We start from the raw sequence: 21341 nt of genomic DNA, 5'->3' as shown, positions 1-21341 counted from the left end.
TATGAGCGAAGTTCGTTTAAAATCAATCCTCGACAACGATTTTTATAAAATCACAATGCAGAACGCGGTAGTAAAACTCTTTCCGAGTGAAAAAGTTAAATACAGCTTCATCAACCGCGGAAAACACCATTTCCCCAAAGGTTTTGATGAGGAACTGCGCAAATCGGTCAATGCCATGGCAGAAATGAAACTCACCAAAGAAGAGAAAGAATATCTGCGGAACACCTGTCCATATCTCGATTTGCCTTATCTCGATTTTCTGGCAGGCTACCAGTACGATCCTTCCGAAGTGCAGATCGTACAGACAGAAAACGATTTGGAGGTTATCGTTGTAGGCGAATGGTACCGAACCATTTTGTGGGAAGTTCCTTTGCTGGCTGTAATTTCTGAACTTCATTATGTAATGAACGGCATAGAAAGGGATTCCGACGAAACCGTAATTCGCAACACCCTTGAAAAAGCCAAAGAACTCGATAATCTGGGAGTTAACTTCGCTGAATTTGGCACCCGCCGCCGGCATTCTTATCAGGTTCATGACTTGGTTGTAGATGCCTTAACACAAAATAAATCCTCAAAATTTACGGGATCTTCCAATGTACATTTTGCAATGAAATACGGTGTAAAACCCATTGGCACACACGCCCACGAGTGGTTTATGTTCCACGCTGCAGAATATGGTTTTAAAATGGCGAACGCTCTGTCGCTGGAACATTGGGTGGATGTTTACCGGGGCGACCTCGGTGTAGCGCTTTCCGATACCTACACCACAGAAGTTTTCTTCCAGCAGTTTGATAAGAAATTTGCAAAACTTTTCGACGGTGTGCGGCACGACAGCGGCGATCCTATTGAATTTGCCGAAAAAACAATTGCCCATTACGAGCAGAACGGAATTAATCCATTATTTAAATACATCATTTTTTCTGATGGGCTGAATCTGGAAAAAGTAGCAGAAATTACCCACGCCTGCAGAGGAAAAATTGGTATTTCTTTCGGAATCGGAACCAATCTTACCAACGATGTAGGCGTAAAACCGATGAACATTGTAATGAAACTTATAGCGGCGCAATCGGTGAACGGAGACTGGATTCCGACAGTAAAACTCTCAGATGAACACGGAAAATATACCGGTGATCCCAAAATGATCGAGCTTGCAAAGGAATTTTTGAGAATTAAAGATTAAATCCACAAACTGAAAAAAAACAACCGGCATCATGAAAAACCTTCTCTTGTTATCAGTGATTTCTCTCTACCTTTTTTCCTGTGCTGTTAAGCCAAAAGAAAAAGAAGCAAAACCAATTCTGAATGAAATGTCTTCCAATTTTGATCAGAAACTTGGCGATTCACTGGGTGCAGACGAAAGAGGAATGAAAAACTATATGCTCGTGATCCTGAAAACCGGACCAAACGATGCAAAAATCACTGATAAAACAGAAAGAGCCGAACTTTTTAAAGGACATTTCTCTAATATGACAGCAATGGAGAAAGCCGGAAAACTAAAAATGGCTGGTCCGTTTGCGACAAAAAACTCACTTGGATACCGTGGGATTTTTCTTTTGGATGTAAAAACCGAAGATGAAGCAAATAAATTGTTACAGAATGATCCAACGATTAAATCCGGTGTTTTTGACGTAGAAATTTTGCCTTGGTACGGCTCGGCAGCAATTCCCATGCATCTGAAATATCATCAAAAGATTTCCAAAGAAACTCCATAAACCTTTCACTTTTTAAGAAAATCTCTATTTTCTTCCTATTTTTGAAATATGGAAATCACTTCTTTATTTATAGGAATTGTCATCGGAGCAATTTCTGGCAGCATCGTACTATATTTCATTCTGAAATCCCGAAATGTTCCGCGCGAAATGTTCGACGAGCTTAACGGGAATTTCATCCGTTCAAATGCTGATTTACAAAACACACAACTGAAAATCAGTGAATTGACTAATTTATACCAAAACGAAAAAGAAGTAAATTTTCATCAAGCTAATCTTTTAAATGATCTTAAAAATGAAATCGCCAGTATTTCTGCAGTGCATCATGCTTTGCAAAATCAGTTTCAGGAGCTTCGCAAAGTAAACGCAAAACAGCATTCACAAATTGAAATTTTAACGGGTGAAAATCAAAAAATATTTGGGCGAAATGCAGAGCTTTCAGCAATCAATAACAGCTTACAGCAAGCCCTGAACAAGCAGAAAGCCGAAATCGAACAGATCCAGGAAACGGCTAAAAACGAATTTAAAAATCTTGCCAACGAAATCTTGGAAGAAAAATCCAAAAAATTTACCGAATCCAACAGGGAAAACCTCGATCTGCTGCTGAAACCGCTGGGCGAGAATCTCGAGACTTTTAAAAAGCGAGTAAACGAAGTCTATGAAAATGAAGCGCGCGAAAGATTTTCATTGAATAACACCATCAAATTGATGATGGAACAAACCACCAAAGTGAGTCAGGAAGCAAACAATCTCGCAACAGCCCTGAAAGGCCAAACGAAAACCCAGGGCGACTGGGGTGAAATGATTCTTGAAAGAATTCTGGAAGATTCGGGCTTAACAAAAGACCGCGAATATTTCTCGCAATATCATATAAAAAATGAACACGGAGAAAATCAAAGACCGGATTTTGTTTTAAAACTTCCAGGAAATCAGATTATTATCATTGATTCAAAAGTTTCTCTAAACGCTTATGAAAGAATGGTTTCTGCTGAAAATGAGGAAGAAAGGAAACAGAATCTTGCGCTTCATATCGCTGCGCTTAAAAAACACATCGACACGCTTTCACACAAAAAATATGATGATTTAAAGGATTCCCTGGATTTTACGATCATGTTTATTCCTGTGGAACCTGCCTTCCTCACAGCGGTTCAGTATGATACCCAACTTTGGAACTATGCTTATCACAAACATATTATTCTACTGAGTCCGACCAATCTTATTGCATACCTGAAACTGATTTCCGATGTATGGAAACGGGCAGATCAAAATGCAAATGCCCTTGAAATCGCTGAACGGGGCGGAAAACTTTACGATAAATTCGTAAGTTTTGTTGAAAATCTCGAAAAAGTGGGCAAAAATATAGATTTAGCAAAAAGTTCTTACACCGATGCCTTCAAACAGTTAGCCAGCGGAAAAGACAACCTTGTTACACAAACGCAGAAATTAAAATTGCTCGGCGCCAAAAACAGAAAAAACCTTTCATCAAGCTTGGTTGAAAATGCTGAAAATCAAATAGAATTCGGTGAATAGAAATTATTAAATTTGCAGCATGTTAATTGAAAGCCTTCACAACGAAAAAATAAAAAACCTCACCCGATTAATAACCGACAACCGTTTCAGAAAAAAATCCGGAACTTTTGTGGTTGAAGGGCAGCAGGAAAATACAATGGCCATAAATTTTGGCTTTGATGTGCAGGAATATTTTATCTGCGAAAGCATTTACCGGGAAGACTTTCCAAAAGGCAAAATCAATTTGGTTTCTGAAAAAGTTTACGATAAAATCGCGTATCGCGGTAGTTCAGAAGGAATTATCGGCATTTATAAATCCAAATATCCTAAATTGAATACATTTGTTCCTAAAGAAAATTCCTCTGTCATTATCGTTGAAAGCATTGAAAAGCCGGGAAATTTAGGTGCAATATTAAGAAGCTGTGAGGCTTTCGGGATTGAAGCGCTAATCATCACCGATCCAAAGGTTGATTTTTACAATCCAAATGTTATAAGATCCAGTGTTGGCTGTCTTTTCGGAATGAAAGTATTTCAATCAGCAAATGAAGAGCTTTTTGAATTTCTACAGGAAAACGGCTTTAATATTTTCACCACTTTAATGGATGAAAGTGCCGAGTATATTTATCATCAGAATTTTAAAGGAAAGAGTGCGTTGCTTTTTGGTACCGAACATTCCGGACTTAGCGATTTTTGGATTGGAAAAGGAAAAAACACCCTGATCCCTATGGCCGGCAGTATAGACTCTTTAAATTTAAGCAACGCCGTGGCAATAAGTTGTTATGAAATTCTACGACAAAAGCTAAATTAAAAGCATAAAAAAACCGCTTCTCTGAGAGAAACGGTTATTTTGTACTTGTGGAGTTAAATTATTTAACTTCAGCAGCAGCATCAGTAGCAGCTTCACCAGCAGCTTTAGCAGCATCACCAGCAGCTTCAACAGTAGCAGCACCAGCTTCAGCAGTAACAGCAGCAGCAGAATCAACAACAGCAGCAGCAGAATCAACTACAGCAGCAGCAGAGTCAACAGTTGCAACAGCAGCAGAATCAGTTGCGTTAGCAGTTTCTACAGTTTCAGTTTTTTTACAAGCTACAAGAGCTAAAGCAGCGATACCAGCTACGAATAATGACTTTTTCATAATAAATTAAATTTAATTGTTTTGTTTACTAATTTGTTTGTGTTCTCATTTATCATTTTGAACAGGACAAAGGTATGGTGAGAATTAAATTTGTGTTAGAAAATTAATTGTAATATATTTGTAAAATTGTTTTACAAAAAAAGATATTTGATAATCAATTCATTACGTAATTTTTAGCAATTGAGCGATTTAGATTTATTACACTTTGAACAACTGAAATCTGAGGTTCAGTCTCAGTATTTAAAAGATCACAGCCCTTCATTTGATGAAATTTCAAAATGGAAGGGAATTGATATCATCTATTTTCAGGAAGACCTACGAAAAAAGGCTAAAGGAAATATCAGCGAAAAGTCTTTTTACACCTACTTTAAAAATTCCCCTGTCACGAAACTCCCACGCATTGATATGCTAAATATTCTCTCTGTTTATGCGGGTTACGTGTCATGGTATGACTTTAAAAAGAACCATCTTTTTGCAGATGAAATCCTTAAAGATTACGAAGAATTACAGGAATCTGAAATTGAAGAACTCGAAAAAGAAGTTGAAAACACACAGATCCTAGAACCGAATCCTGAAAAAGAAGAAATCCCTCAAATTTCAATACCAAAAGAGACAAATTTAGCGGAAGAAAAATCTATTTTACAAAAGAAAGATATTGATAATCAACCAATTGAAATAAAAAAGGAAGAATTGTCGACGTATGATATTTCAGAAAATAAATCTACATTTTCTCTTGTAAAAAAATACATCTGGCTTGGTATTTCCGCAATTTTAGCAATTCTGGCAGGGCTTTTAGGTTTTAAAGATGAAATTTTCAGTAAAAAATATTATTACAGTTTTATTGATGCCGACAGAAATTCAAAAATTAACGCCGAACTACAGGTACAGATTCTTAAGGAAAACGAAACCCCCATCCTTTATGTAGCAAAGCCTAATGAGCCATTTGTGTACACAACTAAATCCAAATCGCTTACCATGGTGGTTTCTTCACCTTTTTACAGAACCGATACCATCCAGAGAAATCTGGAAACAGCTCCCGAAGCCGAAAATATTGAGCTGAAACCTAACGATTACGCGATTATGCTTTTCTATTATTCGAAATCACTGAAAGATTTAAAGAAGAAAAGAGTAAGCTTAAACTATCTCATCAGCGATCATGCGTTAATTTATCAGGTTTTCGACAACCAGTTTTATGGTGTAGAAACGATGGATAAGCAGCGCTATATCAATTTGGTGACCTTACCCTCTACGTCACTGGAAAAACTTGAAGTAATTGATACACAGACTGATAACTCAGGAAAAATAGTAATGATTAAATTTAAAATCGACAACGATGAAGAAAATAATTAAAACAGTTCCTCTGCTTCTGGCATTGGTTTTTATCGTTTTTTCGTGTAAGAAAGAAGTTACCGAACTTTCGGACCTGGAAAAGATTAGAAACAATAAAAACACGGTTTCCTATCCCGTGACAAAGATGGACAGCGCGCAGGCAATCTCATTTATTACCAAGCAGAAAATCCAGGAATTGCTCGATCTTTCAACGCTTTACACTTCCGGAAACCGCGATACAGAAATCGATTCTGTAATTTATTCGCAAATGAAAAGCTACTTTTCCGAAGACGACTCCACCAAACTTCAGCCTTTACTCAAGCAGCTCGACAGCTTCAAGGTAAAAACAGCAAAAGTTGGAAACATTACCGTGTCAAAGGAAATAATCGGCACCGATACTCTGGATTTTGCAAAATTTGATGTTGAATATTTTGATCACAAAAATAAATCGATAGGCACTTTTGAAAAAACCGCACAGTATATGCTGAAACTTTTTCCTGTAAAATTCAAAAAAGAATTTAGATTTTACTTTGTTGATTTTGATGCCGCTCCTAAAAAAGACAGCAGTTCGGTGGGAGTCACCAAATAATCTAACGGAATATCGTTTTCCCTAAGATCATCAATTTCTTCATCCGGCCCGAAAAAACTTAAGCCAATCTTCAGGGTCTCAGCATTTACGGTTTCAAAAAAACCATCATAATATCCTTTGCCGTATCCTACTCTATTGCCCTGCTGATCGCAGTACAGCAAAGGGGTGAGTACATAGTCAAAATCGCGCTCACCAGAATCTTCGTTTGATTCGGGCTCCGAAATTCCCCAGGAATTTTTAAGCAAAGGAGTTTCCGCCGTAATTTCCACCGAAATTAATTTTTTACGGTAAATTTTTGGAACAAAAACGCGGATATCTCTTTTAAAAAATTCATTCAAAAACAACTGTGTATCAACTTCTCCTTTTTCCGGAATCGAAAGAAAACAGTGAACTTTCTGATTTTCGCTGAGCTTAAAATTATCAGTAAAATTTCTAAAAATTTTTTCTGATAACGACAAAACCTGTTCTTTCGAAAAGCTTTCCCGTTTTTTCAGATATTTTTCTCTGAGATCACTCTTTTTCATCTTAAATTTCTTTTACCGAAATAATCTTTACCGGACAGGCTTTCGCAGCCTTTTCACAAGGATCAAAGGCTTCGTAATTGGGAGTTTTCAAGGTGTAAAAACCTTTTCTATCTTCCGTTTTCAACAAAACAGATTTGCCGTCTTTCTTCGACATCCGGAAATACTCGGGAGCAAATTCTGCACAGTAATTACAGCCGATGCATTTTTCGCGCTGCAGTGTAATAATCACCATCAGTTATTCTCAACGATTTTATACAGTTTGTCGGAAGGCCTTATTCTGAAATCTGTTTTAAAAGTAATGATATCAGATTTTGAAGCTTTTAAATCACCCGGCTTCTGATCAACCCGCATCGCTTCAAGAACCATTTCCTGAGAACCGGTCGTAGGTCCCTGAATCAGAACTCTGTCGCCTACATTTACATCATAAGCTTCAATTAAAAACTCTGCAATATTGGATTTTGCGTAGAAAGTTTTCCCTTTTCCGACATAAACTTTTTTCTGAGTTGCATTTGAACCGGAAGTGTCAGACCATTCTCCCAACTTTTGACCCAAATAATAACCATCCCAGAATCCCCTGTTGTAAACGGTTTCCAGCTGTTTCATCCATTCCTCAACTTTTTGCTGACTGAAAGTTCCATCAGCAATCGCATCAATTGCTTCTCGGTAACATTTAGTAACCGTTGCTACGTATTCAGGCGCCCGTCCACGGCCTTCAATTTTTAAAACTTTTACGCCTGCGCCCACGATCTGATCAAGAAAACCAATGGTACACAAATCTTTTGGCGACATCATGTATTCATTGTCCAGCTCAATTTCGAAGCCGGACTCCTGATCGATGACGGTATATTTTTTACGGCAATTCTGTTTACATGCACCTCTGTTTGCTGAAGAATTGTGAGAATGTAAACTCAAATAACATTTCCCGGAAACCGCCATACATAAAGCTCCGTGACCGAAAATTTCAATTTCAACCAAATTTCCGGAAGGTCCGCGCACATCATCTTTAATGATCTGATCGCAGATTTTTTTGATTTGGGTAATCGATAGCTCACGACTCATCACCATCGTATCAGCAAAAAGTGCATAAAATTTTACCGTTTCGATGTTGGTGATATTGATTTGGGTGGAAATATGAACTTCCATCCCGATTTGCCTCGCATAAGAAATTACGGCCTGGTCCATCGCAATTACCGCGGTTAGATTGGCGGCTTTTGCCTTATCTAGAAGCGTTTTGATGATTGACAGGTCGTGATCGTAAACGATGGTATTTAAAGTAAGATAAGTTCTCACCCCTTTTTCAGCACATCTTCTGGAGATTTCAGGCAAATCATCGATCGTAAAATTCATGGAAGCTCGTGCCCGCATATTAAGCTGCTCAACTCCGAAATAAATGGAATCTGCACCGTTATCCAAAGCCGCCTGCATGGCAGTGAAGTCGCCCGCAGGTGACATCAGTTCTATTTTTCCGCTTTTTGTCATGATGCTAAAATTTTATAAAGCTTATCGGATAAACGAACTCTGAACGGAACCGAAAAAGTAATCTGGTCGCCGGCTTTGGCTGTTTCACATGGATTTCCGTTGGCGAAGATTTGTGTCAATGTAATTTCCTGCTCGCCGGTTGTCGGCCCGGAAATCAAAACTTTATCACCTGCTGAAAGCTCACCATTTTCCAGTAAGAACTGGGCAATTTTCGATTGCGTGAAATAATGTTCGGCTTTGCCAAGTAAAGATTTTTTCACAGCAATTTTCTGGCGGATATTTTTGTTTTCAGTTTTTGCCAAAGGTTTATTTGGTAAATCACCGGAATTTTTAAATTTCAGCGCCGGAGATTTTCCTTTTCTGAAAATTTTGTTGCCTACATTAACTCCTTTTCTAATGTTAATCTGTTCTTCTAAAGGCAAATGGATAATATGCTGACATTCTTCTGAACAGCAGTTTTCCATGGCAGCTTTACATTCATCGCACTGAATAAAAAGTAAATGACAGCCATCATTCGCGCAGTTTGTATGATTGTCGCAAGGTTTTCCGCACTGGTGACACTGCGAAACAATATCGTCGGTAATCCGCTCGCCCAAACGGTGATCGAACACAAAATTTTTACCGATAAACTTGCTTTCCAGATTTTCTTCCTTGATTTGGCGCGTATATTCAATGATTCCTCCTTCGAGCTGAAACACGTTTTTGAAACCCTGATGTTTGAAGTAAGCGCTGGCTTTTTCGCAACGAATTCCGCCTGTACAGTACATCAAAAGATTTTTGTCTTCCTTGAAATCCTGTAACTTTTCATTAATAATCGGCAAACTCTCTCTGAAAGTCTCCACATCGGGGGTAATTGCTCCTTTGAAATGCCCGACTTCACTTTCGTAATGATTTCTGAAATCCACAACAATCGTATTGGGATCTTCGAGTAAAGTATTAAATTCTTTTGCCTTTAAGTGGATTCCTTTATTGGTGACATCGAAAGTTTCATCATTTAAACCGTCGGCAACAATTTTATTTCGGACTTTAATCGTAAGTTTTAAGAAAGAGTGATCATCATGCTCCACCGCTTCATTCAAGCGAATTCCTTTCATGAAATCGTACACATCCAGTGTTTCGCGGAAAGCTTCCAGATTTTCTTCAGGAATACTCATCTGGGCATTGATTCCTTCGTGGGCGACATAAATACGGCCAAGCGCATCGAGGGCGTTCCAGGCTATAAATAATTCGTCGCGAAATTTTTTGGGATCTGAGATTTTGGCGTACGCATAGAAAGACAAAGTAAGGCGCTGCTTACCGGCTTCATTAATTAACTGAGCTCTTTCTTCTGCGCTTAAAGTGTTATACAGTTGCATGCTATAAACGGTTTAAGTGAGAAAATTTTTGCAAAGATAAGCAATTTGAGCTACGCTAAAAATCGTGTCGGGTTAATATTCGGTGTAAATATGTTTCAGAATATTTTTGTCTTCTTCGGTAAATGTAACTTTTCTACGAGCCATTGCCAGTTCGGCAACTTCGTAGGCTTTTTCAAGTTTGAATTTTTCATCACCTTTCATTCCGCCCCAGGAGAAACTTTCGATAAGATTTGGTGGAAAACCACTTTTAAAAATATTGGCCGCAACTCCAACTACGGTTCCTGTGTTAAACTGTGTATTAATCGCAGTTTTAGAATGATCGCCCATGATTAATCCCGCAAACTGTAAACCTGTGTTTGCGAATCTTTTGGTTCTGTAATTCCAGAGTTTTACTTCAGCGTAATTGTTTTTAAGGTTTGATGAATTGGTATCCGCACCCAAATTACACCATTCGCCGATAACAGAATTACCCACGAAACCATCGTGACCTTTATTCGTGTAACCGAAAATCACTATATTATTCACTTCGCCCCCTACTTTACAATGAGGGCCGATGGTTGTAGCACCATAAACTTTCGCCCCTAAATTAAATTTGGAATCATCGCAAAGCGCGATTGGGCCACGAAGATTACAACCTTCCATCACTTCTGCATTTTTGCCGATGTAGATTTTGCCTGTTTTTGTATTTAAAGTTGAAAATTCCACCGATGCGCCTTCTTCGATAAATAAATCCTGAGCTTCACCAAGAAATCCGTTGGTGTTAGAAAGTTCAGCGGAAGTTCTTCCTTTGGTAAGCAAATCAAAATCGAAATTAATGGCCTTTTCGTTGTAAGAAAACAAATCTGTAGGCTGTTTAAAGAAAAGTACACCTTCGTGAATATCAGTCATTTTCTCGATCTGATTAAGGGAGAAATTCTTCATATTGATTCTGGCGACGAGCAGCTCGTTTTCATAAACCAAAGCTTCACCCAATTTCAATCTTTTAATTTGCTGCAAAACACTTTCGTCCGGCAGAAAATTGGGAACAATAAACAGACTTTCAATATCTTCCGGTTTCCTGTATTTTTCCTGCAGATAATCTTCTGTAAGGAATGAGACCTGGTTTATCTCTAATAATTTCTGCCATCTTTCGGAAAAAGTAAGGATTCCGCAGCGCATTTCGGCGACAGGTCTTGTAAAAGTGAGGGGTAAAAAATCTTCCCAAAACTGGGCATCAGAAAAAACGATTTGCATATTTCAAGTGCTTAAATTTCTATATTTTCAAAATTACAATAAAAAAAGTCTTTCAGAAACCTGAAAGACTTTAATATTTTCTTAGTCCGCAATAAATTATTTTGCGAATTTTTTGTATTTGCTCATGAATTTGTCAACTCTACCAGCAGTGTCAACCAATTTCACTTTACCAGTGTAAAAAGGGTGAGAAGTTGAAGAGATCTCCATTTTTACCAATGGATAAGTTTCTCCTTCATATTCAATAGTATCTTTGGTATCTGCAGTAGATTTGCAAAGAAACATCTCATCGTTACTCATATCTTTGAAAACAACAAGTCTATAGTTTTCCGGGTGGATTCCGTTTTTCATAATAAAAATTTTAATAAATTAAAGTTTTGCTTCAGAAGTAGTAATGGATATTCCTCTGCTAATTTTTAGACCGCAAAAGTACAATTAATTTTTTAATGTACAAACACTCAATATGATAATTTTAAAATTTTTCCGTTCGACTATTTTAATTAAATTTGAAACTTATATCTATTCAACCTCTTCAATGAACAAATTAAAACTTATATTGGCTTTATCGTTTTGGTTTCTGTTAACGGCAGTGTCCTGCAACAGAGACGAAATCAGCTTTGATGCACCATCTCAGCTTCTTCGTTTTTCGGCAGATACCGTTTTTCTTGATACCGTCTATAATCAGGTGCGATCCGAAACCTATGCCGTTAAAATCTACAACGACGAAGATAAAGATGTGATGATTCCCAAAATTTCTCTGCAAAACGGTTCGTCTTCACTCTATAGAATCAATGTTGATGGCAAAGCCGGGACCGATTTTACCAACATTCCTTTAAGAAAGAAAGACAGTCTTTATATTTTTGTAGAAATTGCGCCGGTTGCCAACGCACCGGAAGCGATTGCCGAAGAACGTATACAGTTTCAAACTCCAGCTGGAAGCCAGCATGTAACACTGTTTTCCGTAGTTCAGGATGCTGAATTTTTTATCCAGACAGACACCAATCCGAACATTTTAAGCAACAATACAAACTGGACGAACGAAAAAGCCAAAATAATCTTTGGAGATTTAACACTGGAAGAAGGCAAAACCTTAGATATACAGAAGGGAACCAAGATTTATTTCCATAAAAACAGTGGTTTGAAGGTTTCTAAAAATGCAAAACTCAATGTTTTTGGCGAATTAAATCACGAGGTTATTTTCCGGGGCGACAGAAACGACCCAAGGTACGACACGATCCCGAAAAACTGGAACGGAATTAAATTCGACACAGGTTCTACGCTAACCATGAACTATGCAAAAGTTTTTGGCGGAACAAGAGGGCTGGAAATGAATGAAACGGAGGCAACAATCAACAACACCATCATTCACACCTTTCAGGAATTCGGAATTTTTGCGGTAAAATCGAACCTCAACGCTTCAAATTTAGTGATGAACAACTGTGGTGAGGCGGCTTTAGGAATATTTAAAGGCGGAACTTATACGCTAACCCAAGCAACTTTAGCGAATTACTGGGATTTCAATTCGGCACTTCCAGGACTTGGGATTTACGCTACTAATGAATACCAGAACGGAACTGCTCTGGAAAACGGTCCATTATCTTTAAAAGTGAATAATTCAATTATTTATGGTTCTGCTGAAAACATGGTTGAATTAAAACCAATTTCCGGACAGACTTTTACGACAGAATTTAACTATTCGCTGCTGAAATATGGTACAAAAGCAACTTACGCAACAGCTAATTCCATCAAAAATCAGGATCCGAAATTTGTAAATTATTTCACGCAGAAAATGAATTTAAGGGTGCAAGAAGATTCGCCTGCAAAAGGAAAAGGAAGCTCAAGTTATGTATCTGGCTCAACTCTAAAAGATATTGTGGGTGTTACCAGAACCAATCCGCCAACCATTGGCTCTTATCAATAAATTATGGAGATTACCAAACTGCAGCAGGAAGTTGATGAATGGATAAAAACCGTGGGCGTACGTTATTTCAACGAACTCACAAACATGGCCATGCTTACCGAAGAAGTGGGCGAAGTTGCCAGAATTATCGCCAGAAGATACGGTGAACAGAGTGAAAAAGAAAGCGACAAAACCAAAGATCTCGGTGAAGAGCTGGCTGATGTTTTATTCGTAACACTATGTTTGGCCAACCAAACCGGAACCAATCTTCAGGAAGCTTTCGACAGAAAAATGAAACTGAAAACAGAAAGAGATCAGAAAAGGCACCTAAATAATGAGAAACTAAAATAATCTTTAATCCGTACAATGTTTTTAGAACACTCGCAATTAAAAGAAAATACAACCATAGAAATCAGCGGTTCGAAAAGCATTTCGAATCGTTTGTTGATTTTGCATCAGCTCTTTGAAAATATTCTTATCGAAAATCTTTCAAATTCTCAGGATACGCAGCTTCTACAAGCCGCTTTGCAAAGCGATTCAGAAATTATCGACATTCATCATGCTGGCACTGCGATGAGATTTCTTACTTCTTATTATGCCATCCAGGAAGGCAAAACCGTAATTTTAACCGGTTCTGAGAGGATGAAACAGCGTCCGATAAAATTTCTGGTCGATGCATTGCAGGATTTGGGCGCAGAAATTTCTTATCTTGAAAACGAAGGATTCCCACCATTGAAGATTACGGGAAAGAAGATTATAAGAAGCACAGTGCGGATTCCTGCTAATATTTCGAGCCAGTTTATTACTTCATTAATGCTCATCGGCGCAAAACTGGAGAACGGTCTGCAAATTAAATTGGAAGGTACAGTTACCTCAAAACCCTACCTCGAAATGACGCTGAAAATCCTTAGAACGGTAGGAATAAGCAATTATTGGGAAGGAAATGTCATTAAAATTCTGCCCAACATTCACACCGAAAAGCAATCGCAAAGTATTCCGTTCGTTGTTGAAAGCGACTGGAGCTCTGCCTCATATTATTATTCTCTCGCAGCGATTTCGCGAAAAACGATAAACTTAAAATGGTTTAAACCATATTCCCTTCAGGGCGATTCGGTAATTAAAGAAATTTACTGGAAATTTTTCGGTGTAAATACCATTTCCGAAGGCGCAGAATCCAGAATTTCTCTGCTTCCGGAGCATTATTTTCAGTTTCCGGAAAAAATTGTTTTAAACATGAATGATTGTCCAGACATTGCCCAAACCCTTTGTGTTACTGCAACAGCATTGAAAATCCCGTTTGAAATCACCGGCCTGGAAACTTTAAAAATAAAAGAAACCGACAGACTTCTGGCACTGAAAAAAGAACTTTTCAAAATCGGCTGTATTGCAGAAATTACCGATGACCGTATTGTTTCGCATAAATTTTTTGAGCCTAATGAAAATATTTCGATAGCAACATACAACGATCACCGAATGGCCATGAGTTTTGCTCCGTTTTGCCTTATAAAAAATTTAACCATCGAGAATCCTGAAGTTGTTGAAAAATCCTACCCAAGTTTTTGGCAGGATTTCGCTCAAATAACCGAAAAAACTAACTAAAACAATGACCATAATTATTACAGGAACTTCTACAGGAATTGGTTTCGCTTTGGCTGAATTTTTCGGAAAGAAAGGCCACCGAGTTTTCGGACTGAGCAGAAAAAATGTGGAATCCCAATATTTCAAGACGATTCCGACCGATATTACCGATAATCTGCAGGTTCAGCATGCCGTTTCAGAAATTGTAAAGACGGAAAAAAAGATTGATGTCCTTATTAACAATGCCGGTATGGGCATGGTTGGCGCGGTGGAAGATTCTACGAAAGAAGATATTCTAAAGTTATTTAATTTGAATCTGGTAGGCGCTGTACAAATGATGAGCGCAGTTTTACCCACGATGCGCGAGCAGAAATCAGGCAAAATCATCAACATCTCGAGTATTGGCAGCGAAATGGGATTGCCGTTCCGTGGGTTTTACTCCGCTTCAAAATCAGCATTAGATAAAGTGACCGAAGCGATTCGTTATGAAGTTTCTCCCTGGAACATCAATGTATGTACGCTTCATTTAGGCGACATCAAAACAAAAATCGCGGAAAACCGAGTGAAAACAAAAGTTTCTGAACCTTACCAAAAGACTTTTGAAAAAATATATTCCATCATGAATGCTCATGTAGATGACGGCACCGAACCTTTAGAAGTTGCTGAGTACATTGATAAACTTCTCACAAAAAAATCCTGGAAAGCCCATTATTATTTCGGGAAATTCGGACAAAAAATCGGCGTTCCTCTCAAATGGATTTTACCGCAGAATTTCTATGAAAACTTGATGAGGAAGTATAATCAGATGGATTAAGTGTGTCCAGTAAATATTCACCTACTAAAAAACATTAAAATGAAAGTATTTTTCAGTTTTATCGTCACAGTCTTAACCTTCTTTTCTTTAGAGGCACAACAACTCAGTCTAGGAGGGAATTCATGGGTAGCCAATTTCAAAAAAGCCTCTGATGAAGTAAATAACCTGGAAGAAAAACTTAAATATTCCGAAATCAAGGGAACTCCTTATTACAATCCTGATTTCGAATCGGCAAAATTTGATGATACTCCTACGGTTGCACCTATCAGATACAATACTTTTTTAGATGTTGTTGAAATCCTTATAGACAATAACACTTATGAGATTCCAAGAGAAGCTACCCCTAAAAAATTCACCTTTACAAAAACAAACGAGAGATTAATTGTTCTGGACACTCATGATGAATATGCAGGTTACTTTTTCGAAATTGCTGACGGGAAATACAAAATACTAAAAAAAATTAAAACTAAATTTTACGGAGCAGTTCCCTCTAAAACCCATTTTGCTGCGGGTACGGTTTCACGCTTCGAATCTCAACGGCCATTGTATTTTATCAAAGCAGAATCTAGTGAGGTAATAACTCTTAAAAACACAAAAGATCTTCTGACCTATTTTCCTGAGAAAAAAGATGAACTAAACAACTTCCTTAAAACCAATAAAATCAAGTTAACTGAAGAGTCGGATCTTGTAAAACTAGCTCAGTTTATTAATAATTAACGTACAGTTTCCGTTAATCCTGTCGTGCAATTTCTATGAAAATACGCTATGGAAATGTATTGGATTAATTTATTACATAAAATAAAACATCATTATGCAAAAATCTATTCTATTTATCTTACTTATTTTCAGCGGCATTGCTGTTTATGGTCAGCATTCATATAAGATATATACCGGTCCGCTTTTATCGGTCAGTAGAGATTCCGATAAGCCACAACACAATATAGTTGGCACGCCCTATTTCAATGTCAATTTTATGTCGGCGATTATAGGAAACACCAACGAAAAAGCACCGATAAGGTACGATGCACATTTGGACCGAATTGAAATTTTATTTGACGATAAGGTGTATGAGGTCCCTAGGAATGAAGACATTCCTGTTTTCAAATTCGAAATGATTAATACACCTATAGTTTATGTAAAAGAAACTAATGGCTATTACTTCAGATTAGTTGACGGAAAAAATCAGCTTTTAAAGAAAGAAAAAATAAAACTTAAGGAAATTAAAAGTTCAATTGAACCAAATTCTTTAATAAAGGAGGGATACATTAAATTTGAAAAACAAAATCCGCTCTATTTCATTAAAGCAGATGAAAAACTTTTACAGGTACCTAAGAATGCAAAAGATTTTGTAAGTATGTATCCAGACCGTAGAGCAGAGTTAGAAAGGTTTATTAAGGAAAACAATATTAAAATAAAACAGGAGGAATCACTGATCAAACTTGTTCAATTCATGAACAGATAATAAAAAAAGGACTTTACATGTCCTTTTAAAATAATTCTCCAGCAATTTTTTTAATATTATCACTTTTCCCCATCGAATAAAAGTGAAGCACAGGAACGCCAAAATCAATCAGTTCTCTGCACTGCTGTATTGCCCACTCAATGCCAATCTGTTTTACCGCTGTGTTGTCTTTAGCTTTTTCTACGGCAGAAATGAGTTCTTCCGGCAAATCAATTTTAAAGACTTTAGGAAGCATCTGCAGATGGGCTTTGGTGGCGATTGGTTTTATTCCCGGAATTATGGGAACATTAATCCCCATATCACGGGCCTGCTTCACAAAATCAATAAACTTTTTATTGTCGAAAAACATTTGCGTCACCACATAATCTGCACCTGCATCAACTTTTTCTTTTAGCCATTTCAGGTCGTAGTTCATGGAAGGAGCTTCAATGTGTTTTTCGGGATAACCGGCGACACCGATGCAGAATTTATTGTTTTCATCGCAGGCTTTCTCGTCATGAAGATATTTACCTCTGCCCAAATCGTTGATTTGATGAACCAAATCCACCGCATTTCTGTGGCCACCCACGGCAGGTTCAAAATATTGCTGCCCTTTCATCGCATCACCCCGCAACGCCATTACGTTTTCAATTCCAAGATACATACAGTCTACCAAAAGATATTCGGTCTCTTCCATCGTAAAACCTCCGCACAAAACGTGAGGCACTGTATCTACATTATATTTATGCTGTATGGCAGCACAAATCCCCAGAGTTCCCGGACGCATTCTGGTGATTTTACGCTCCATTAAGCCGTTACCTTTATCGAGATAAATGTATTCTTCGCGCGAAGTTGTGACATCAATAAACGGAGGTTTAAATTCCATCAGCGGATCGATGTTTTTGTAAAGATCTTCAATACCGATGCCTTTTTGTGGCGGTACCACTTCGAGTGAAAAAAGGGTTTTACCTTTTGCGTTTTTTATATGATCTGTAATTTTCATTCTTAAATATATTTTTTAAGCAAGATTAGGACTCAACCATTTTCTGGCAAATTCTATTTCGATATTTTTTCTGGATGCAAAATCTGCTAACTGATCTTCCGCAATTTTGCCGACACCGAAATATTTGGATTTCGGATGCGCAAAATAATATCCCGAAACTGCTGCAGTTGGGAACATGGCCAAACTTTCGGTAAGTTCTACGCCAATGTTTTCTTTAACCTTTAATAGATCCCAAATGGTAAGTTTTTCCAGGTGATCGGGACATGCAGGATAACCAGGCGCAGGCCGAATTCCGGAGTATTTTTCTGCAATCAAATCCTCATTCTGCAGGATTTCGTTTTGAGCATAACCCCAAATCCGGGTACGCACTTTATGGTGCAGAAATTCTGCGAAAGCCTCCGCAAGTCTGTCGGCTAAAGCTTTTACAATAATCGCCGTATAATCGTCGCCCTGGTCGTAATATTTCTGAGCGAGTTCTTCAGTACCGAAACCTGTGGTTACACAGAACGCTCCTACGTAATCCTGGATGCCGGAAGATTTTGGAGCGATAAAATCACTGAGTGCCAGATATTCTTTTCCATCAGATTTTTTGTGCTGCTGTCTAAGGGTGCGGAATGCAAATTCCTGCTGGTCATTTTGCAGAATAATATCATCGCTTTCGTTTGAATTGGCGGGGAAAATTCCAAAAATCCCTTTCGCGGTGAATAGTTTTTCATCCAGAATCATTTTCAGGATTTTCTGTGCATCATTAAAAAGTTCAGTAGCATGTTCGCCCACAACCTCATCAGTTAAAATCTGCGGATATTTTCCGTAAAGTTCCCAGCTTCTGAAAAAAGGAGTCCAGTCTAGGAAATCAAGCAATTCATTCAGATCCTGATTTTCGATGATTTGAATACCTAAATTGTTTGGCTTTACAGGAATTTCATTTTCCCAATCGATTTTATAGTTCTGTTTTCTGGCTTCTTCAATTGGAACATATTCTTTTTCTATCTGCCGGTTCAGGAATTTCTCTCTAAAGTCTTCATAATCGGCTTTAAGATCAGCTTTAAACTGTTCTCTGTTTTGATCCAAAAGTTGTGAAACCACGCCCACCGCTCTGGAAGCATCATTCACATGAACAACCGGCTGCGAATATTTAGGAAAAATCTTTACGGCGGTATGCGCTTTGGAAGTGGTTGCACCGCCAATCATCAACGGGAATTCCAGATTTTTGCGCTGAAGTTCATCCGCAACATGAACCATTTCGTCCAGACTTGGAGTGATGAGGCCGCTTAAACCAATGACATCCACTTTATGATCAATGGCAGCCTGGATGATTTTTTCAGCCGGAACCATGACGCCCAAATCCACGATTTCGTAATTATTGCAGCCTAAAACCACACTTACAATATTTTTTCCGATGTCATGAACATCACCTTTTACTGTAGCCATAAGGATTTTTCCGTTGGCTTTCTGGGTGTGGTCTTTTTGCGCTTCGATGAAAGGTTGCAGATATGCCACCGCTTTTTTCATTACACGCGCCGATTTCACTACTTGCGGGAGAAACATTTTTCCGCTTCCGAAAAGATCTCCAACAACGCTCATTCCGGCCATCAGGTTCACCTCAATCACATCCAGCGGTCGCCGGGTTTGCGTTCTGGCCTCTTCTACATCTTCAATAATAAACCGGTCGATTCCTTTGACTAAAGCATGCGTAATTCGCTCCTGAAGAGGATTTTTACGCCATTCCAAGTCTTCAACGGTTTCTTTTTTGGTTGATTTATGTTTTTCAGAATAATCTAAAAGACGTTCTGTAGCATCATCCCGGCGATCGAGCATTACATCTTCTACCAATTCGAGCAACTCTTTGGGAATTTCATCGTAAACTTCAAGCATCGATGGATTAACGATTCCCATGTTCATTCCGGCCTTAATCGCGTGATATAGAAACACCGAATGCATGGCTTCACGCACATTATCGTTGCCCCGGAAAGAAAACGACACGTTGGAGACGCCACCGCTTACAGAAACATGTGGTAGATTTTCGCGCACCCATTTTGTTGCTTCTATAAAATCAATCGCATTTCTACGGTGTTCCTCCATTCCGGTTGCAACGGGGAAAATATTAAGATCGAAAATGATATCTTCCGGTGGAAAGCCTACAATTTCGGTAAGAATTTTATAGCTGCGTTTACAAATTTCGATTCTGCGATCGTAATTATCAGCCTGTCCTTCTTCATCGAAAGCCATTACAATAACCGCGGCGCCGTAACGCTTTATTTTTCTTGCGTGGTCGATAAATTCCTGTTCGCCTTCTTTAAGACTGATGGAATTCACCACACATTTGCCCTGAACGACCTGTAAGCCGGCTTCAAGAATTTCCCATTTAGAGGAGTCTATCATGATTGGAATTCGGGCAATATCTGGTTCTGAAGCAATCAGGTTAAGGAATTTTACCATACAATATTTTCCGTCAAGAAGTCCGTCATCAAAATTAACATCGAGAATCTGTGCGCCACCTTCTACCTGATGTCTCGCAATATCGAGCGCTTCACTGAACTTCTCTTCTTTAATGAGCCGGAGAAATTTTTTAGATCCGGCCACGTTGGTTCTTTCGCCAACATTAATGAAGTTGGATTCTGGTGTTATAATTAAAGGCTCCAGACCGGAAAGTTTTAAATATTTCATAAATTGAATTTGAAAATTAAAAAATAAGATTTGGAAACTTTTATCTCAAAACATTAATTCTCCGGGGTTCATAACTTTTCACCAACTCAGCGATTGCTTTGATGTGAGGCGGCGTGGTTCCACAACAACCACCGATGATATTCACAAGTCCTTTTTCTGCATATTCACGGATTTGGGATGCCATAAATTCGGGGGATTCGTCGTACTGCCCGAAGGCATTAGGAAGGCCCGCATTCGGATAAGCAGAAATATAGTAATCTGAATTGTTTGCAAGCGTCTCCAGATAAGGCGTAAGCTGTTGCGCACCTAACGCACAGTTGAATCCTACACTCAATAAATTAAGGTGCGAAACAGAAATCAGGAATGCCTCTGCGGTTTGTCCGCTCAAGGTTCGGCCGGATGCATCGGTAATTGTACCCGAAACCATGATAGGAATCTCAATTTTGCGTTCTTCCTGAATTTCATCGATTGCAAAAAGGGCGGCTTTAGCATTTAATGTATCGAAAATAGTTTCTACCAGAAGAATATCTGCTCCACCATCCAAAAGCGCCTCAGCTTGTTGCCTGTACGCAACCCGTAACTCTTCAAAAGTAATGGCGCGAAAACCAGGATCATTAACCTCTGGGCTTAGACTGGCAGTTTTGTTAGTTGGACCGATTGATCCTGCAACAAAACGTGGCTTTTCAGGATTTGCTGTAGAAAATTCATCACAGACTTTTCTGGCTATTTTAGCAGATTGAAAATTAAGCTCGTAAACCAAATCTTCCATATGATAATCGGCCATGGCAATGGTGGTTCCTGAAAAAGTATTGGTTTCTATGATATCGGCGCCAGCTTCGAGATATTTTCGGTGAACTTCCTCAATCGCCTGTGGCTGGGTTAAAGACAGCAAATCGTTATTTCCCTTTAATGGATATTCCCAATTTGTAAATCTTTCGCCCCGGTAATCTTCTTCGCTGAATTTGTAGCGCTGAAGCATCGTCCCCATCGCCCCGTCGAGGACAAGTATTCTTTCGCTTAAAGCTTTATATAATTTATCTGAATTTTTCATTTTTTTGATTTCTCTGAATTTTTATTT

General features: G+C 38.4%; 22 protein-coding genes. 12 read left to right on the top strand and 10 right to left on the bottom strand.

The features are described 5' to 3' along the window. The first annotated feature begins 1 nt into the window (after position 1). From pncB to CDW55_RS09905, 4 genes are read left to right on the top strand one after another with little or no spacing between them, the layout of a single operon-like run. Positions 2 to 1180, top strand: coding sequence for a nicotinate phosphoribosyltransferase (gene pncB / locus CDW55_RS09920; protein ID WP_088469626.1), 1179 nt, complete (start codon positions 2 to 4; stop codon positions 1178 to 1180). 31 nt (positions 1181 to 1211) lie between these two features. Then, the gene (locus CDW55_RS09915) at positions 1212 to 1712 is read left to right on the top strand and encodes a YciI family protein (protein WP_088469625.1); all 501 of its coding nucleotides are present in this window, start codon (positions 1212 to 1214) and stop codon (positions 1710 to 1712) included. A 48-nt stretch (positions 1713 to 1760) separates the two neighbouring features. Then, complete coding sequence (rmuC, locus tag CDW55_RS09910) at positions 1761 to 3239, top strand: DNA recombination protein RmuC (RefSeq protein ID WP_088469624.1); 1479 nt, start codon at positions 1761 to 1763, stop codon at positions 3237 to 3239. 19 nt (positions 3240 to 3258) lie between these two features. After that, on the top strand, positions 3259 to 4026 hold the full coding sequence (locus tag CDW55_RS09905; protein ID WP_088469623.1) for a TrmH family RNA methyltransferase: 768 nt from the start codon (positions 3259 to 3261) through the stop codon (positions 4024 to 4026). Positions 4027 to 4084: 58 nt separating this feature from the next. Here the strand turns inward: CDW55_RS09905 and CDW55_RS09900 are convergent, their stop codons facing one another. Continuing rightward, positions 4085 to 4354, bottom strand: a complete 270-nt coding sequence (locus CDW55_RS09900) for a hypothetical protein (protein ID WP_088469622.1) — start codon at positions 4352 to 4354, stop codon at positions 4085 to 4087. Positions 4355 to 4534: 180 nt separating this feature from the next. On the opposite strand from CDW55_RS09900, the gene CDW55_RS09895 reads away from it, so the two are divergent. Both CDW55_RS09895 and CDW55_RS09890 read left to right on the top strand, forming a co-directional pair. Next, on the top strand, positions 4535 to 5704 hold the full coding sequence (locus tag CDW55_RS09895; protein ID WP_088469621.1) for a hypothetical protein: 1170 nt from the start codon (positions 4535 to 4537) through the stop codon (positions 5702 to 5704). Next, positions 5688 to 6272: a hypothetical protein gene (locus tag CDW55_RS09890; RefSeq protein ID WP_088469620.1), complete on the top strand. Its 585-nt coding sequence runs from the start codon at positions 5688 to 5690 to the stop codon at positions 6270 to 6272. Before CDW55_RS09895 ends, CDW55_RS09890 begins: the two co-directional genes overlap by 17 nt. Here the strand turns inward: CDW55_RS09890 and CDW55_RS09885 are convergent. From CDW55_RS09885 to CDW55_RS09860, 6 genes are all read right to left on the bottom strand, one after another. Further along, a complete protein-coding gene (locus CDW55_RS09885) occupies positions 6209 to 6796 on the bottom strand; it encodes a 5-formyltetrahydrofolate cyclo-ligase (protein WP_088469619.1) in 588 nt (195 codons plus the stop codon). The two genes, CDW55_RS09890 and CDW55_RS09885, sit on opposite strands and share 64 nt — an antisense overlap. 1 nt (position 6797) lies before the next feature. Further along, on the bottom strand, positions 6798 to 7028 hold the full coding sequence (locus CDW55_RS09880) for a ferredoxin (RefSeq protein WP_088469618.1): 231 nt from the start codon (positions 7026 to 7028) through the stop codon (positions 6798 to 6800). After that, the gene (locus CDW55_RS09875; RefSeq protein WP_088469617.1) at positions 7028 to 8275 is read right to left on the bottom strand and encodes a peptidase U32 family protein; all 1248 of its coding nucleotides are present in this window, start codon (positions 8273 to 8275) and stop codon (positions 7028 to 7030) included. The genes CDW55_RS09880 and CDW55_RS09875 overlap by 1 nt, the downstream gene beginning before the upstream one ends. Then, a complete protein-coding gene (locus tag CDW55_RS09870; protein WP_088469616.1) occupies positions 8272 to 9630 on the bottom strand; it encodes a rhodanese-related sulfurtransferase in 1359 nt (452 codons plus the stop codon). Before CDW55_RS09870 ends, CDW55_RS09875 begins: the two co-directional genes overlap by 4 nt. Positions 9631 to 9702: 72 nt before the next feature. Continuing rightward, positions 9703 to 10863, bottom strand: a complete 1161-nt coding sequence (locus CDW55_RS09865; protein ID WP_088469615.1) for a GlmU family protein — start codon at positions 10861 to 10863, stop codon at positions 9703 to 9705. A gap of 96 nt (positions 10864 to 10959) precedes the next feature. Continuing rightward, a complete protein-coding gene (locus CDW55_RS09860) occupies positions 10960 to 11211 on the bottom strand; it encodes a type B 50S ribosomal protein L31 (protein ID WP_088469614.1) in 252 nt (83 codons plus the stop codon). Positions 11212 to 11395: 184 nt separating this feature from the next. On the opposite strand from CDW55_RS09860, the gene CDW55_RS09855 reads away from it, so the two are divergent. From CDW55_RS09855 to CDW55_RS09830, 6 genes are all read left to right on the top strand, one after another. After that, entirely contained in the window at positions 11396 to 12781 is a 1386-nt protein-coding gene (locus CDW55_RS09855; protein WP_088469864.1) for a hypothetical protein, read from the top strand. 3 nt (positions 12782 to 12784) lie between these two features. Beyond that, on the top strand, positions 12785 to 13111 hold the full coding sequence (locus CDW55_RS09850; protein WP_088469613.1) for a nucleotide pyrophosphohydrolase: 327 nt from the start codon (positions 12785 to 12787) through the stop codon (positions 13109 to 13111). Between the two features lie 15 nt (positions 13112 to 13126). After that, positions 13127 to 14359 carry a 3-phosphoshikimate 1-carboxyvinyltransferase gene (locus tag CDW55_RS09845; protein WP_179285934.1) on the top strand — a complete coding sequence of 411 codons (1233 nt, stop codon included), beginning with the start codon at positions 13127 to 13129 and terminating at the stop codon, positions 14357 to 14359. Between the two features lie 4 nt (positions 14360 to 14363). Beyond that, on the top strand, positions 14364 to 15152 hold the full coding sequence (locus tag CDW55_RS09840; RefSeq protein ID WP_088469611.1) for an SDR family oxidoreductase: 789 nt from the start codon (positions 14364 to 14366) through the stop codon (positions 15150 to 15152). Between the two features lie 39 nt (positions 15153 to 15191). After that, entirely contained in the window at positions 15192 to 15869 is a 678-nt protein-coding gene (locus tag CDW55_RS09835) for a hypothetical protein (RefSeq protein ID WP_088469610.1), read from the top strand. Positions 15870 to 16125: 256 nt separating this feature from the next. Further along, on the top strand, positions 16126 to 16614 hold the full coding sequence (locus CDW55_RS09830; RefSeq protein ID WP_088469609.1) for a hypothetical protein: 489 nt from the start codon (positions 16126 to 16128) through the stop codon (positions 16612 to 16614). A 25-nt stretch (positions 16615 to 16639) separates the two neighbouring features. On the opposite strand, the gene metF is transcribed toward CDW55_RS09830, so the two are convergent. From metF to CDW55_RS09815, 3 genes are read right to left on the bottom strand one after another with little or no spacing between them, the layout of a single operon-like run. After that, positions 16640 to 17596, bottom strand: a complete 957-nt coding sequence (metF, locus tag CDW55_RS09825) for a methylenetetrahydrofolate reductase [NAD(P)H] (RefSeq protein WP_088469608.1) — start codon at positions 17594 to 17596, stop codon at positions 16640 to 16642. A gap of 15 nt (positions 17597 to 17611) precedes the next feature. Beyond that, positions 17612 to 20263 carry a methionine synthase gene (gene metH, locus CDW55_RS09820; RefSeq protein WP_088469607.1) on the bottom strand — a complete coding sequence of 884 codons (2652 nt, stop codon included), beginning with the start codon at positions 20261 to 20263 and terminating at the stop codon, positions 17612 to 17614. A 40-nt stretch (positions 20264 to 20303) separates the two neighbouring features. Continuing rightward, positions 20304 to 21314, bottom strand: a complete 1011-nt coding sequence (locus tag CDW55_RS09815; protein ID WP_088469606.1) for a homocysteine S-methyltransferase family protein — start codon at positions 21312 to 21314, stop codon at positions 20304 to 20306. Between the last annotated feature and the right edge of the window lie 27 nt (positions 21315 to 21341).

The sequence above is a fragment of the Chryseobacterium sp. VAUSW3 genome, assembly GCF_002205795.1.
In the GTDB taxonomy this organism is placed as follows: domain Bacteria; phylum Bacteroidota; class Bacteroidia; order Flavobacteriales; family Weeksellaceae; genus Kaistella; species Kaistella yananensis.
The sequence above is the reverse complement of the archived record's forward strand: the minus strand, read 5'-3'. Positions and strand labels throughout refer to the sequence as shown.